Genomic DNA, 13,317 nt, shown 5'->3' with positions numbered 1-13,317 from the left:
ATTTAAAAAGGATGACCCCTGTTCAATACAGAGATCATCTTCTAAAAATAGCCTAGGCTTTTTTTAAAATGTCCTTTACAAAGGGTACACTTTAAACGGATACGGGGTTTGACTTAGGGCAGATCTTACAATGCTCATGTACCTTGAGAGATGTAGACAGTTGAAACAGAGTCAAAAATAATTGAGTATTTTTGGTTATGTTTGGTACATTTAGCATTATAGACCTGTGTGTTGAAGTATAGTATATATCACCTTGTATGTAAATCCTTAATGAATTATTTCAATAAATGTTCAAAATCTTTCTTGCTCTTTTGTTCCTTCAGCAGACTAAATACTGGCCTTTAAGATGCAGGAAGCGACCATCACCGCCATTATGTAAAATATCAAACCAGCAACCTTTCGATTTAAATTATTAAAAAAAAATCAGCCTAGAAGCCGCTTCACTTTCCAAATCCAACCATTCTTTTTTTAGAATCTATTGCCTTCCATTTATTGACCCCTCTTTTGGGAACTTTTATTTTTAATCATTTTCATATGAGCACTTTGTCAAAATATAGTGCTCTATCTGTTATATTATCAGAAAAATACGCCTAATATTCCTTATTCATTCATAATCGGCATAATCTTCAATAACATATGTTTCATTTTTTGACGGCGAAAATATATTTTATTTAAATAAGGACGGCGCCGAGCAATAAATTAAACCCGTTTTTAAAAATTATTTTTTTAAGCCCTTTCGACATCTATAGACAAATAAAAAATGTCCCTCTCAATGAGAAGGAACCATTTTTATATGAATCGAAATTTTTATTTACTTTTTTTAACTATATCAACAGGCGGAAAGGCTGCTTGAAGTTGTTTAGCGTACAACGCCCCTTTGAGTGCTTCCAGATCGCTTGCCTTTTTCTGAATATCAAAAAATGCCGAGTTGAGTTTTTGCTTGCTTTTATCAGCGGAATGACCTCTCCAATCGTTCAGCTGTCCATAAGTTTGTTTCATTTTAGTTTCTGTTTCTTTTAAAATGCTAATCTCCTCATCTATTCTATAAGCAATTAATCGGCATAGGTTTTCCGCTTCACCAAATGACTTTATTATCATCCTTTCACCTTCTTAATTAATCCTCATCCGCTTGTTCGAATCGAGAAGCTGCATCTTTTAACATCTGTGACTGTTCCTGTATTTTTTCCGTATGAAAATATTGAACACCTTTAACCGTTTGGATAACGCGTTCCGCAAGCTCCGCTAAATTTAATTCTTTAGCGCCTTCCACACTGAATAATCCTTCCGCAGCCATCACAACAGAGCCGGTCGCAGATTCAACAGCACCAATTCTTTGTTCAAGTTCGGTTGCAAGTTGTCGTAATCTATCAGGGGTAACTTCGATTGTTTGACCTCCAGCAGTATATCTCGGAGAAGCCATCAGTTGTTCACCTGTTTTTTGATCGAAAACCGGATTAGCTAAGTTGCCGTCTTTATCAAACTTATAATCTGTATTTAAATAATGATAACCTGGTCCCGCAACTGATTGGCCATACCATTTAATATTTGTCACTAAGGCAGAAGGGATATCAAACTGCGGAATACCTATTTTTGGGGCTTCAGGTTTGCCCTTATAAGGTGAATTAATATAATAGGTTGAACCTACATGTTGTTTAAATTCTTTTATGTAACCGCTTCCTATCCAATCTTTCGGATTAACATAGTTCGTTACTTTACCATTGAACTTGCCTTCTTTTACTTCTTTTTGGAGGTCTTTTGGAAGCGTATTGGTTATATCTGGCGCATTAAATGTTACACCTTCAAGATCATGATTGGCAGCCGTATATTGGGCTAACGCGCCACCTAAAGAATGCCCTGTCACAAAAATTTTAGCAGAAGGATATTTCTTTTTAACATCCTTTACAAGATTATCTGCTTCTGTAAATTGATCATGCTTAGATTCATAGTTGTCGTAAGAAGCCATTGCCTTCCCTATGATAGGGGAATAAGAGTGTTCTTTCATTCTTTCTTGCCGTCTCTTTCTCTCATTAAGAGCCATTTCGGCATCTGTCCGAAGATCACCGAGGTCACTTGGACTAGTGCCAGCGAAGGCAATAACGACTTGATCGTCATGTTTAAAAACTTTGGCTTGAAAGCCGCTTTCTTTATCTTTTTCGATCCATTTTTTACTATTAATAATTCCCCATTCTTTATTATCTGTTTTTGCGGTTTTTCCCCATTTATACACTCTACCCGATAAAAAGTAAAAATCTTTATCTTTTATAGCATTAGTAGGCAATACCAAGGACCTCCCACTGTCCATTTTCGTGTCTAATCATATCAACACTAATTTCTTTTTTTGATTTTTCATTGATATAGTCTAAAGTTATAACTCTCATTGGAGAAATACTATAATCTTTGAATTTAACGTGATTTATTCCTTCTTTTTCTTTTAAATATTTCTTCGCCACTTTTTCTCCTTGAGCTATTATTTCTCTTTCACCTTGTTTATGCTTCACATAAGCACCTCCTATAAAAATAATGAAAATTAAAACCACAATACCGATAGTTATCCATAGTTTCTTTTTAATCTTCAACCAACACCTTTTTATTGTGATTAAGTTAATTTTACCATTTGTTCCAATATGATTAAAACCATTTTTTTGAATTTAAAAATAAAATGATGTTTATAGACAAATAAAAAACCCCGCATCTAAGCAGATACGGGGGGAAAACTCTGTTAAATACATACTTATAAATTTAAAATCTTAGCAATGTTATTTTCGTACATTCCGTCTGAATAATACCCTAACAACACCTCTTCTACATGGAGCATTGGAATACTATCCACAGGAAGATCTTTTATTTCAGCAATCTTTTTTCTAAATTCTTCTTTAGTCGGTATTTTTTTAGTTAACTGAATATCCACTAAATAGTGATCTAATTGACCCATTTCCTCAGACGTATATCCATATTTAAGTAAAACGAAATCTCTTGTTCTAAAATTAGGATCAACATGTTCATATAATGCCAATATGGCATTTTTCATCAGCAACAATTTAGAAGCTAGTTCTTCTCTTTCTTTATCATTCATATTTCAATCCTCCCATTCTTTAAAATAACCATTCTATAAAAAGAAAAATCAAAACGTGGATTCAAAACTAAAAAAGAAGCACAACTTGCAGCGGCACAAGTTGAGATGGAAATTGAATACTACGGATTTTCAGAAGATGGAAATGAGCAAGTGGACAAGTTTTTTGAAAAATGGTTAGAAGTGTATAAAAAGCCTAACGTAAAACCAATAACCTATTCTGTTCAAGAGAGGAATGTAAGATTAAATATTCTTCCACGCTGGGGAAATTACAAACTAAAGGAAATTACAAGAACTGAATATCAAAAGTGGATTAATGAATTAATAAATCATTATAGCAAGGGTACGATTAGGCGTATTCACAGTATAATGAGTACCGCATTACACGATGCTGTTCACGAATTTAAAATATTACGTGAGAATCCCAATTGTACGAATAAACATTCCTAAAAATCCTGATAAAAAGATGAATTGAAATATTTCACTCGTGAACAACTTGAAATATTTCTTAATGAAGTCAAACGTCCAGTTAAAAATGCTAAATATAAACATTCTATCCAGTATTATATTCTTTTTTCTTTAATAGCTCGTACGGGACTTCGTATTGGTGAAGCTTTAGCTTTAACTTGGAAGGACATTGATTTTGAAAAAAACACATTGACAGTTAATAAAACTTTGGTCTACCCATTAAATTCAACGGCTTATTTATCAACGCCTAAATCTAAGAAAAGTTTACGAACAATTAAACTCGATAATAAAACAATTCACTTGCTTAAAAAGCAGAAGATTAATCGTAAAGAAATGTACCTAATGTATGAAAATTACAAAGCGCCAAAGTCAGATATTATCTTTCATCAACATGACGGCCGCTGGTTAAGAACAAACGTAGTAAGAGAATACTTCAAAGCGTAAACGTGCAAATTCACCAATATTATCACCACATGCTCTACGTCATTCACATGCAGTACATTTACTTGAAGCTGGTGCAAATTTAAAATACGTGTCCGAAAGAATTGGACACGCTAGTGTAAAAGTAACCGCAGATACTTATCTGCATATAACTGAAAAGATTGAGGATGATGCTCTTGAATTATATGAGAGTTACACCCACAACCTTTAATTTTTTTGTGGGTGGATTGTGGGTGTAACCTACATTATTTGGTTAAAATCATTGATATATCAAGATTAACCAATGCTACCTTCCATTTCGAATTTAATCAAACGGTTCATTTCAACAGCATATTCCATTGGCAGTTCTTTAGTAAATGGTTCGATGAATCCCATGACGATCATTTCAGTTGCTTCTTGTTCTGAAACGCCGCGGCTCATGAGATAGAAGAGCTGCTCTTCGGATACTTTAGATACTTTTGCTTCGTGTTCCAATGAAATGTTCTCATTAAGAATTTCATTGTATGGAATTGTATCAGAAGTGGATTCATTATCCATTATCAGCGTATCACACTCGACATTGGAGCGGGAGTTCGCCGCTTTGCGTCCGAAGTGAACGATGCCGCGGTACGTAACATTTCCGCCGTTTTTCGAAATGGATTTCGATACTATTGTTGAAGATGTGTTTGGCGCTAAGTGCATCATTTTAGCGCCTGCATCTTGGTTTTGTCCTTTGCCTGCGATGGCGATGGATAATGTATTGCCTCTTGCCCCTTCACCTTTAAGCAATACAGCAGGATATTTCATCGTTAATTTTGAGCCGATGTTGCCGTCGATCCATTCCATCGTTGCATTTTCGTACGCAACAGCGCGCTTAGTTACGAGGTTGTATACGTTGTTTGCCCAGTTTTGGATAGTTGTATAACGGCAGTAAGCATCTTTCTTAATAATAATTTCAACTACTGCACTGTGCAAAGAGTTTGTTGTATATACCGGTGCTGTACAGCCTTCAACATAGTGAACTGATGCGCCTTCGTCAACGATAATTAATGTCCGTTCAAATTGCCCCATATTTTCTGAGTTGATGCGGAAATAAGCTTGCAGCGGCGTTTCGCACTTAACGCCTTTAGGAACATAGATAAATGAGCCGCCGGACCATACTGCGGTGTTTAGCGCTGCGAATTTGTTATCGGAATAAGGGACAACTGTTCCAAAATATTCTTTGAAAAGATCTTCATTTTCTTTTAATGCGGAATCAGTGTCTTTAAAGACAATTCCCATTTCTTCAAGATCTTTTTTCATATTGTGGTAAACAACTTCAGATTCGTATTGCGCTGAAACCCCGGCAAGATATTTTTGCTCAGCTTCCGGAATGCCAAGCTTGTCAAAAGTCCGCTTAATTTCTTCAGGAACTTCATCCCATGAACGTCCGGATTTCTCTGAAGGCTTCACGTAATATGTGATGTCATCAAAATTAAGATCATTTAAATTACCGCCCCACTGCGGCATTGGTCTGCTGTAGAAATGTTCAAGTGCCTTTAATCTGATATCAAGCATCCACTGCGGTTCATTTTTTCGTCTGGATATATCTTCAACAACTTCCTTAGTCAAACCGCGTTCTGTACGGTAGACCGAGACGTCTTTATCTCTAAAGCCATATTTATAATCGCCAATTTCAGGCATTTTCTTGGCCATTGAAAACCCTCCTTAATATAATGGCGCTGCCTACTATTAACATGCAGGTTCATTGTAACATATTCGTTTTCCCGATACATGCTTATTTTGATTGTGTTCAAAGAGTCCGGAAAAGGAGGCTCTATTTATCCTTTTTGAACATGAACTTTATTGCTTTTGTTCGTTTAAAGCCTTTTCCATTGCTTTCCACGCCAAGGTTGCACACTTAATTCTTGCCGGGAATTTGCATACGCCTTGCAACGCTTCTACATCCCCCAGATCAAGTTCATCTTCATCATAATCTTTTCCCTGAACCATGTCAGAAAATATTTCAGACATGTGCAGCGCATCATTAACCGATAATCCTTTAATGGCATCCGTCATCATTGATGCCGAAGATTGGCTGATTGAACAGCCTTCTCCGGTAAATTTCGCATCTGTAATTTTTCCATCTTCAACTTGAAGCTGAAGTTGAATACGGTCGCCGCAAGTGGGATTATTCATATTAACAACTAACTTGTTATCTTGATCCAATTCGCCGCGGTTTCGTGGATTCTTATAATGATCCATAATAACTTGGCGATAGAGTTGATCTAAGTTATTCAAAGACATGACCGAAATACTCCTTTGTTTTCTTTAATCCGGCGGCAAGTGCGTCGATGTCTTCTTTCGTATTATAAAGATAAAAGCTTGCTCTGGCAGTGGCATTAACGCCAAGCCATTTCATTAAGGGCTGTGCACAATGGTGACCCGCGCGTATAGCAATGCCTTCAGTATCAAGGACCGTTGCAACATCATGAGGATGCACCCCGTCAATATTGAAAGTAACCAGACCGGCACGTTCTTTTGGTCCGTATATTTCAAGCCCTTCTATTTCTGATAATACATCCAAAGCATAATTTGCCAGTTCTTCTTCATGTGCATGGATGTTGTCAAGCCCTACTTCATTTAAAAAGTCTATTGCGGCACCCAAGCCAATCGCACCGGCTATCACAGGTGTACCCGCTTCAAACTTCCAAGGAAGTTCTTTCCATGTTGAATCATAATAATCAACATAGTCAATCATTTCGCCCCCGGTTTCAACCGGTTCCATTTCTTCAAGCAATGCTTTTTTTCCATATAAAACGCCTATACCCGTAGGGCCAAGCATTTTATGACCGGAAAGAGCAAAGAAATCAGCGCCAAGCTCCTGAACATTAACCGCTAAATGAGGTGCACTTTGCGCACCATCAACAACCAAAACAGCTCCGTGTCGGTGAGCGATATCAGCAACCTCTTTTATAGGATTAATCGTGCCGAGGACGTTTGATACATGTGCCATAGCAACAATTTTGGTTCTTTCTGTAATGGTCTTTTTGACATCATCTAAATTAAAGGTCCCGTTAGGCTGAAGCGGAATGTACTTCAATGTTGCTCCCGTTGCTTTTGCGACCTGCTGCCAAGGAATAAGATTAGCATGATGTTCCATGGCATTAATAACGATTTCATCGCCTTCTTCTAAACGAGCGCGTCCGTAGCTGTAAGCGACAAAATTAAGCGAAGTGGTTGTGCCGCGTGTAAAAATAATTTCTTCAGTGCTTGCCGCGCCGATAAAGCGCCGTACCTTTTCACGAGCAGCCTCGTAACCGTCCGTTGCTTTCGTTCCCAGCGTATGCACGCCTCGATGAACATTAGAATTATATTCACGATAATATTGACTGATGGCTTCAATCACGGAAACAGGCTTTTGTGATGTTGCAGCACTGTCTAAATAAACAAGAGGGTGTCCATTGACTTGTTGATTAAGGATTGGAAACAGCTCGCGAATGTTTTTAATGTTCATTATTGAACTTTCCCTTCGATAACCTCAGTTAATTGAGCTCTAACCTCTTCGATCGGCAATTGATTAACAACTGGCGCTAAGAAGCCATGAATAACGAGACGTTGGGCGTCTTCTTTTGTAATGCCCCGGCTCATAAGATAAAACAGCTGTATTGGATCAACGCGTCCGACTGAAGCAGCGTGGCCGGCAACAACATCATCTTCTTCAATGAGAAGAATTGGATTGGCATCACCGCGTGCTTGGTCACTTAACATAAGAACACGCTGCGTTTGTTCACCGTCTGATTTAGAAGCGCCATGTTCGATTTTTGTTTTGCCATTAAAAATAGAGTTAGCAGAATCTTTCTGAACACCGTGAATAAGCATGGCGCTTTCTGAATGTTTGCCGAAGTGCCTGATAAAGTTGACAAAGTTTTGCTTTTGGTCTCCGCGGCCAACGCTGACAGCTTTAATATCAGCCGCTGAAGCTTCGCCGATAAGATCAGTTAAGTTTTCAGAAATTGTGTTGCCTTCATTCATTTGGCCAAGCGCCCATTCTAATTTGCCGTTATTTTCAACACGGCCCCGGCGATTAAAATAACTTGTCATGTTTTCTGAGAAGTTATCAACAGAACCGAACTGAACCTTAGCATTGTCCCCGACAAATACTTCAGTGATAACATTTGCTACAGGGGCTCCGCTCTCTTCTGTCGACAAATAGTTTTCAACATAAGTGACTGAGCTGCCTTGTTCAGCGACTACGATAACATGGTTAATAAATCCTGCATTTGGATTTTCCTGCCAATAAATTGTTTGGATTGGTACATTGACTGCTACATTCTTTGGCACATAAAGGAATGTCCCGCTGTTGACTAATGCTGCATGAAGAGCTGTTAAACGATTTTCATCTGCTTTCACTGCATCGGTAAAATAATATTTTCTAATTAAGTCACCGTGATCTTTAAGAGCCGTAGCAAGATCGGTGAATATGACACCTTTATCTTCTAATTCTTTTGTTAGCGAGCGAAAAGCAGGCGCACCGTTATGCTGTATAAGCACATTGCCTGATTGATCGCCTTGTCCGACCAATTGTTTGATTTTTGCCGGCAAATCTTCAAGCGAAGAGAAAGATTTTGCTGATGGCTGATGTTCAAATTCAGTAAAGTTCCAACCAATAATCCTTGTTTTTTCAGGTTTTGGCATTGGAAGTTCTTCAACCCATTGCAACCCTTTTAATCGAAGATCCGTAAACCACTCCGGCTCATGACGATCCTTGGAAAAGCTTTTGATATAATCCGAATCGTATTGAACCCCTGTTACTTCCGTTGACATATTATTCCTCCTACCTCATCAAGATCATTTGAATGCTCTAGCGTTAAAAAGCTCTCAACCTTATACTTCTTGTTCTTCCGCTTCATCTACAATGCCGAGTTCTGCTTTCAGACCGTCATAACCTTCTTCTTCAAGACGCTGTGCAAGCTCAGGTCCGCCGGATTTGACAATACGGCCTTGCATCATAACGTGGACTTTGTCAGGTGTAATATATTGTAATAAGCGTTGATAGTGAGTAATGATTAAGCATCCAAACTCAGGAGAACGCATTTCGTTAACGCCTTTTGCAACGACTTTAAGCGCATCGATGTCCAATCCTGAATCGATCTCGTCGAGGATAGCAATCTTTGGTTCAAGCATCATAAGCTGAAGAATTTCGTTGCGTTTTTTCTCACCGCCGCTGAATCCTTCATTTAAATAACGTTGTGCAAATTCTTGGTCGATGTCGAGCAAATCCATTTTTTTATCAAGCTGCTTAATAAACTTCATTAATGGAATTTCATTTCCTTCGCCGCGGCGCGCATTGATCGCAGTTCTTAAGAAGTCGGCATTTGTTACACCGCTGATTTCACTTGGATATTGCATAGCTAAATAAAGGCCGGCACGAGCCCTTTCATCGACTTCCATTTCTAGAATATTTTGGCCATCAAGTATCACAGAGCCTTCTGTAATCTCATATTTAGGGTGCCCCATTATAGCAGAAGCAAGCGTTGACTTACCAGTACCATTAGGACCCATAATCGCATGGATTTCCCCGCCGTTGATTTCTAAGTTAAATCCCTTAACAATTTCCTTATCCTCTATAGAAACATGAAGATTTTCGATTTTAAGATTTGGTGCAGACATGGTCATACCTCCGTTAATTGATGTCTTATCTTTACTTTTCCTATATTTAAATAGGAAGATTTATTCATTATTATTCTCATTCTATTCTCATTACAATCTTATATCAAATCCAAATACATTTCAAATAATGTTATGTAAAAGTTTTTACCTATAATAAGGAGAAAAACCAGCCGTAAAGACTGGTTTTTATGATGTCTATAACTAAATTATTTTATGGTCCTGCTCAGCTGCAATGGTGTTGCATTTTCGATAGTCTTTTTCGCGTGTTTTTTCAACTTGAATTCGTTTTTCCAAGCTTCTCTCGTATTCAGCATAACCAATACCATGACAATGATGCATCGCTTTTTCCATTTCGCTGGTGTGTAACAGACGAATCTGGTTTTGGGTGTTGATATAAACCATCCCTTTCAAAATGTTTTAACAAATTCAAGGTTAACATATAAAATATCTGCACCCAAAACGCAATTTAAAACATTTCGAACGATAGCCGGCATTGTCGCTTCCTCTAATGCCCCTAACAGTATAAAGGGAAAAATAGCTGGATATTCCTCTGTTTTTCAATATTGTCTAGTGTTTCATCTGATTAAGCTCATCCAAAGTATCCTGGACCAATGTCACCGACTGGCTGATTGCTGCGCCGCCGCCAAAAGCGGCTGTCACACCAGCTGCCTCTAGAATTTCTTTTTCCGTACATCCTTGATCCATACAGCCTTTAGTATGATATACAATGCAATACTCATCTTGAGAGTATATGCTGATGCCGAGAGCAATTAATTGTTTTTGCTTTTGGTCAAGTTCACCTTCTTTAAAACATGCTGCTGTAAATTCATTATACTTATCTGCAATATGAGGCATTTTCTTTTCAAATTCATGAAGTCCGGATTTGTAATCCAAAATAATTTGTTCAGTGACATTTGCAGATGTGTGTTCTTTTTCCACTCTCATACCTCTCTTCTACAGAAGTTCAGGTTTTAGTATGTCAAGAACACGTATAATTATGCGATGCTTTAAAACATGTTAAAAGGAGTAACTATAGCTGCTCCGGGCTGTGTGAAAAGCGGCTGTGCGACTACAAGAAATCCAACAGCGGCGCGCACGCCATAAACACAGCGCCAGACTCTTGCGTCCAACTTCTTCAGACTATTTAATTGGAACAACAGCGCCCTTATACTTCTTATTAATAAAATCTTGGATTTCTTTTGAATGAAGCACCTTCACCAGTTTTTTAACAGCTGGATTATTTTCATCTTTTGCTTTCACAACGATGGCATTGGCATATGGAGATTTTTCATTTTCCATTGCAATAGCATCCTTTTTTGGATCCAGACCCGCGTCTAATGCGTAGTTCGTATTGATCAGCAAAGCATCTCCTTCGCCGTTTTTATAAATTTTAGGAAGCATAGCAGCATCATATTTTGCTTCTATTTTTAAATGTTTTGGGTTAGACGTGATGTCATCAATTCTTGAGTTGACATTGCCGCCATTTTTCAATTTGATAAGCCCCGCTTTTTGAAGGAGCAGCAGCATCCGCGGCTCATCAGAAACTGAATTGCTCATAATGATTGTTGCGCCGTCGGGGAGTTGCTTTAAGCTTTTATATTTTTTTGAGTAAATACCAATCGGTTCGATATGGATGTTTCCAACATCTTTAAAATTGTAATGGAGTTTCTTTTCTTGCACTCTTAAATAAGGAATGGTCTGGAAATAGTTGGCATCAATATCCCCTGCTGCTAAAGCTTTATTTGGTGTGACATAATCTTGGAACTTAACGATTTTTAAATTAACACCTTGCTTTTTCAATATCGGTTTTGCCTTTTCAAGAATTTCCGCATGAGGAACAGGAGTCGCCCCGACTGTTAACGTATTCGTTTTTTCGTTTTTTCCATCTTTTCCAGCTCCGCAAGCAGCTAAAAGAAATACTAAGCTTAGACTTATGACCAATGCATATATCTTCTTCATTCTTTGTTTTCTCCTATCTTTTATCTAATTTTTTCGTTATAAAATCTCCTATAAATTGCAAAATAAAAACAATGATAAGTATGCAAATTGTCGACAGTATCGTGACATCGCTATTTCCGCGTTCGTAACCTTCGTTATAAGCAAGCGTTCCTAAACCGCCTGCGCCAATAACGCCCGCCATCGCTGTAAAGCCTACAAGAGCAATAGCTGTCACCGTTATTCCGGAAGAAAGCGCCGGCAATGATTCAGGCAAGAGTACTTTCCAAATAATTTGCCATTTGCTTGCTCCCATTGCTTGGGCGGCTTCAATGACTCCTTTATCAATTTCCCGCAGTCCAATCTCTACCAAACGAGCGTAAAACGGAGCCGATCCGACTATAAGTGCAGGAAGGGCAGCTGTTGAACCGAGCATTGTGCCGACCAAGATCGTTGTCAGCGGAATCAGTAATATAATAAGGATAATAAACGGAATGGAACGAAAAATATTGACAACAGCTGAAACACACTTGTAGACGATTTTATTTTCAAACATATTTCCTTTGGCTGTTACAAATAATAGCAATCCCAAAATAATTCCTAATATGACGGTTGCCGCAATCGAAATAACCGTCATATAAAGCGTTTGTAATACGGCTTGCCAAAGCTCGCTCCAATCAGCGTTAGGAAATAAGCTGTGCAGCATCTTGTATCACCTCAACTCCAACGCCTTGTTGTTCTATATAATCTATAGCGCTTTTTATCTCGCGGATATTGCCATCTATAAGAAGCGTTAATGTTCCAAACGCCCCATTTTGTGTTTGTGAAATATTGCCTTCCAAAATATTAATTTCAACACGCTGCCTTTGAAATAACTCATTAATGATCGGACGTTTGGCTGAATCTCCTTTAAACAATAATTTAATAATGGTGCCTGATGGATGCGTTTGTTTCATAAGGTCAACCGCTTCATCCGCTTCTTCCTGATGAGTGATTTGCTTCACAAATTCCTTCGTAATAGCCATTTTTGGATTTTGAAAAACGTCTAAGACATTGCCTTCTTCCACAATTTTCCCTGTATCAAGCACCGCTACTTTATGGCAAATCTTCTTCACAACATGCATTTCATGCGTAATCATAACGATCGTTAAGCCTAATTTTTTATTAATATTGAGAAGCAAGTCTAAAATCGAATTTGTTGTTTTTGGATCGAGTGCAGAAGTCGCTTCATCGCAAAGCAATACTTTAGGATTATTGGCCAAAGCTCTTGCGATGCCGACACGTTGTTTCTGACCGCCGCTTAATTGTGACGGATAAGCATTTTCACGTCCTTCTAATCCAACGAGTTTAATTAACTCTTGGACCCTCTTTTTTCTTTCAGCTTTTTTCACACCGGCCACTTCAAGAGGAAAAGAAATATTCCCTTTTACAGTTCTTGACCATAACAGATTAAAATGCTGGAATATCATACCGATGTCTTTTCTTGCCTCACGCAATTCTTTTTTTGATAAGCTGGAGATTTCTTTGCCGTCAACGATTAAACGGCCGCTCGTCGGTTGTTCCAGCCTATTGATCAATCGGATTAAAGTGCTCTTGCCAGCACCGCTGTAGCCAATAATGCCAAAAATCTCACCTTGTCTGATGCTTAAATCAATACCGCTCAATGCTTCCACTGCACCGTTTTTTGAAGGGTAAGATTTCTTAATGCTCTTCAGTTGGATCATGCTGTCACCCCTAACCGTATAAAATCCGTTAAAATTAAAAATCTCCCT

At 38.2% G+C, this 13,317-nt stretch carries 14 protein-coding genes and 1 pseudogene; 1 reads left to right on the top strand and 14 read right to left on the bottom strand.

The genetic code is table 11. The features are described from left to right. Positions 1–807: 807 nt before the first annotated feature. From JOD45_RS12920 to JOD45_RS12905, 4 genes are all read right to left on the bottom strand, one after another. Complete coding sequence (locus JOD45_RS12920) at positions 808–1,098, bottom strand: hypothetical protein (protein WP_205004316.1); 291 nt, start codon at positions 1,096–1,098, stop codon at positions 808–810. A gap of 16 nt (positions 1,099–1,114) precedes the next feature. Further along, positions 1,115–2,278, bottom strand: coding sequence for a Tle-like phospholipase domain-containing protein (locus tag JOD45_RS12915; protein ID WP_205004315.1), 1,164 nt, complete (start codon positions 2,276–2,278; stop codon positions 1,115–1,117). Beyond that, positions 2,268–2,498, bottom strand: coding sequence for a hypothetical protein (locus JOD45_RS12910; RefSeq protein ID WP_205004314.1), 231 nt, complete (start codon positions 2,496–2,498; stop codon positions 2,268–2,270). Before JOD45_RS12910 ends, JOD45_RS12915 begins: the two co-directional genes overlap by 11 nt. Positions 2,499–2,731: 233 nt before the next feature. After that, the gene (locus JOD45_RS12905) at positions 2,732–3,073 is read right to left on the bottom strand and encodes a hypothetical protein (protein WP_205004313.1); all 342 of its coding nucleotides are present in this window, start codon (positions 3,071–3,073) and stop codon (positions 2,732–2,734) included. 39 nt (positions 3,074–3,112) lie between these two features. Between JOD45_RS12905 and JOD45_RS17040 the strand changes: the two are divergent. Next, positions 3,113–4,190 (top strand): annotated as a pseudogene (locus JOD45_RS17040) (tyrosine-type recombinase/integrase); the annotation flags it as partial. A gap of 65 nt (positions 4,191–4,255) precedes the next feature. On the opposite strand, the gene sufB reads toward JOD45_RS17040, so the two are convergent. From sufB to JOD45_RS12850, 10 genes are all read right to left on the bottom strand, one after another. After that, positions 4,256–5,653 (bottom strand): Fe-S cluster assembly protein SufB, encoded by a 1,398-nt coding sequence (sufB, locus tag JOD45_RS12895; RefSeq protein WP_205004312.1) that lies wholly within the window; start codon positions 5,651–5,653, stop codon positions 4,256–4,258. A gap of 147 nt (positions 5,654–5,800) precedes the next feature. Further along, a complete protein-coding gene (gene sufU / locus JOD45_RS12890) occupies positions 5,801–6,244 on the bottom strand; it encodes a Fe-S cluster assembly sulfur transfer protein SufU (protein WP_205004311.1) in 444 nt (147 codons plus the stop codon). Then, positions 6,231–7,454, bottom strand: coding sequence for a cysteine desulfurase (locus JOD45_RS12885; RefSeq protein ID WP_205004310.1), 1,224 nt, complete (start codon positions 7,452–7,454; stop codon positions 6,231–6,233). The genes sufU and JOD45_RS12885 overlap by 14 nt, the downstream gene beginning before the upstream one ends. Further along, positions 7,454–8,764, bottom strand: coding sequence for a Fe-S cluster assembly protein SufD (gene sufD / locus JOD45_RS12880; RefSeq protein ID WP_205004309.1), 1,311 nt, complete (start codon positions 8,762–8,764; stop codon positions 7,454–7,456). The genes JOD45_RS12885 and sufD overlap by 1 nt, the downstream gene beginning before the upstream one ends. A 60-nt stretch (positions 8,765–8,824) precedes the next feature. Continuing rightward, complete coding sequence (sufC, locus tag JOD45_RS12875; RefSeq protein WP_205004308.1) at positions 8,825–9,610, bottom strand: Fe-S cluster assembly ATPase SufC; 786 nt, start codon at positions 9,608–9,610, stop codon at positions 8,825–8,827. A gap of 201 nt (positions 9,611–9,811) precedes the next feature. Further along, a complete protein-coding gene (locus tag JOD45_RS12870; protein WP_205004307.1) occupies positions 9,812–9,961 on the bottom strand; it encodes a YuzK family famiily protein in 150 nt (49 codons plus the stop codon). A gap of 216 nt (positions 9,962–10,177) precedes the next feature. Then, the gene (locus JOD45_RS12865) at positions 10,178–10,555 is read right to left on the bottom strand and encodes a carboxymuconolactone decarboxylase family protein (RefSeq protein ID WP_205004306.1); all 378 of its coding nucleotides are present in this window, start codon (positions 10,553–10,555) and stop codon (positions 10,178–10,180) included. Between the two features lie 195 nt (positions 10,556–10,750). Next, positions 10,751–11,569 (bottom strand): MetQ/NlpA family ABC transporter substrate-binding protein, encoded by an 819-nt coding sequence (locus tag JOD45_RS12860; RefSeq protein ID WP_205004305.1) that lies wholly within the window; start codon positions 11,567–11,569, stop codon positions 10,751–10,753. Positions 11,570–11,582: 13 nt separating this feature from the next. Next, on the bottom strand, positions 11,583–12,251 hold the full coding sequence (locus tag JOD45_RS12855) for a methionine ABC transporter permease (RefSeq protein ID WP_205004304.1): 669 nt from the start codon (positions 12,249–12,251) through the stop codon (positions 11,583–11,585). After that, positions 12,229–13,269 (bottom strand): methionine ABC transporter ATP-binding protein, encoded by a 1,041-nt coding sequence (locus tag JOD45_RS12850; RefSeq protein ID WP_205004303.1) that lies wholly within the window; start codon positions 13,267–13,269, stop codon positions 12,229–12,231. Before JOD45_RS12850 ends, JOD45_RS12855 begins: the two co-directional genes overlap by 23 nt. Positions 13,270–13,317 lie beyond the last annotated feature (48 nt).

The organism is Scopulibacillus daqui, from assembly GCF_016908855.1.
GTDB classification, from domain to species: domain Bacteria; phylum Bacillota; class Bacilli; order Bacillales; family Sporolactobacillaceae; genus Scopulibacillus_A; species Scopulibacillus_A daqui.
Note: the sequence above shows the minus strand (reverse complement) of the source record. Positions and strands in the feature narration are given on the sequence as shown.

Bases quoted from the DNA above. Each gene is read 5' to 3' on its own strand.
- JOD45_RS12855 (WP_205004304.1), bottom strand. From the start codon at position 12,251: ATGCTGCACAGCTTATTTCCTAACGCTGATTGGAGCGAGCTTTGGCAA.
- JOD45_RS12860 (WP_205004305.1), bottom strand. From the start codon at position 11,569: ATGAAGAAGATATATGCATTGGTCATAAGTCTAAGCTTAGTATTTCTT.
- JOD45_RS12850 (WP_205004303.1), bottom strand. From the start codon at position 13,269: ATGATCCAACTGAAGAGCATTAAGAAATCTTACCCTTCAAAAAACGGT.
- JOD45_RS12865 (WP_205004306.1), bottom strand. From the start codon at position 10,555: ATGAGAGTGGAAAAAGAACACACATCTGCAAATGTCACTGAACAAATT.
- sufC (WP_205004308.1), bottom strand. From the start codon at position 9,610: ATGTCTGCACCAAATCTTAAAATCGAAAATCTTCATGTTTCTATAGAG.
- JOD45_RS12885 (WP_205004310.1), bottom strand. From the start codon at position 7,454: ATGAACATTAAAAACATTCGCGAGCTGTTTCCAATCCTTAATCAACAA.
- JOD45_RS12905 (WP_205004313.1), bottom strand. From the start codon at position 3,073: ATGAATGATAAAGAAAGAGAAGAACTAGCTTCTAAATTGTTGCTGATG.
- sufD (WP_205004309.1), bottom strand. From the start codon at position 8,764: ATGTCAACGGAAGTAACAGGGGTTCAATACGATTCGGATTATATCAAA.
- sufU (WP_205004311.1), bottom strand. From the start codon at position 6,244: ATGTCTTTGAATAACTTAGATCAACTCTATCGCCAAGTTATTATGGAT.
- JOD45_RS12870 (WP_205004307.1), bottom strand. From the start codon at position 9,961: ATGGAAAAAGCGATGCATCATTGTCATGGTATTGGTTATGCTGAATAC.
- sufB (WP_205004312.1), bottom strand. From the start codon at position 5,653: ATGGCCAAGAAAATGCCTGAAATTGGCGATTATAAATATGGCTTTAGA.
- JOD45_RS12920 (WP_205004316.1), bottom strand. From the start codon at position 1,098: ATGATAATAAAGTCATTTGGTGAAGCGGAAAACCTATGCCGATTAATT.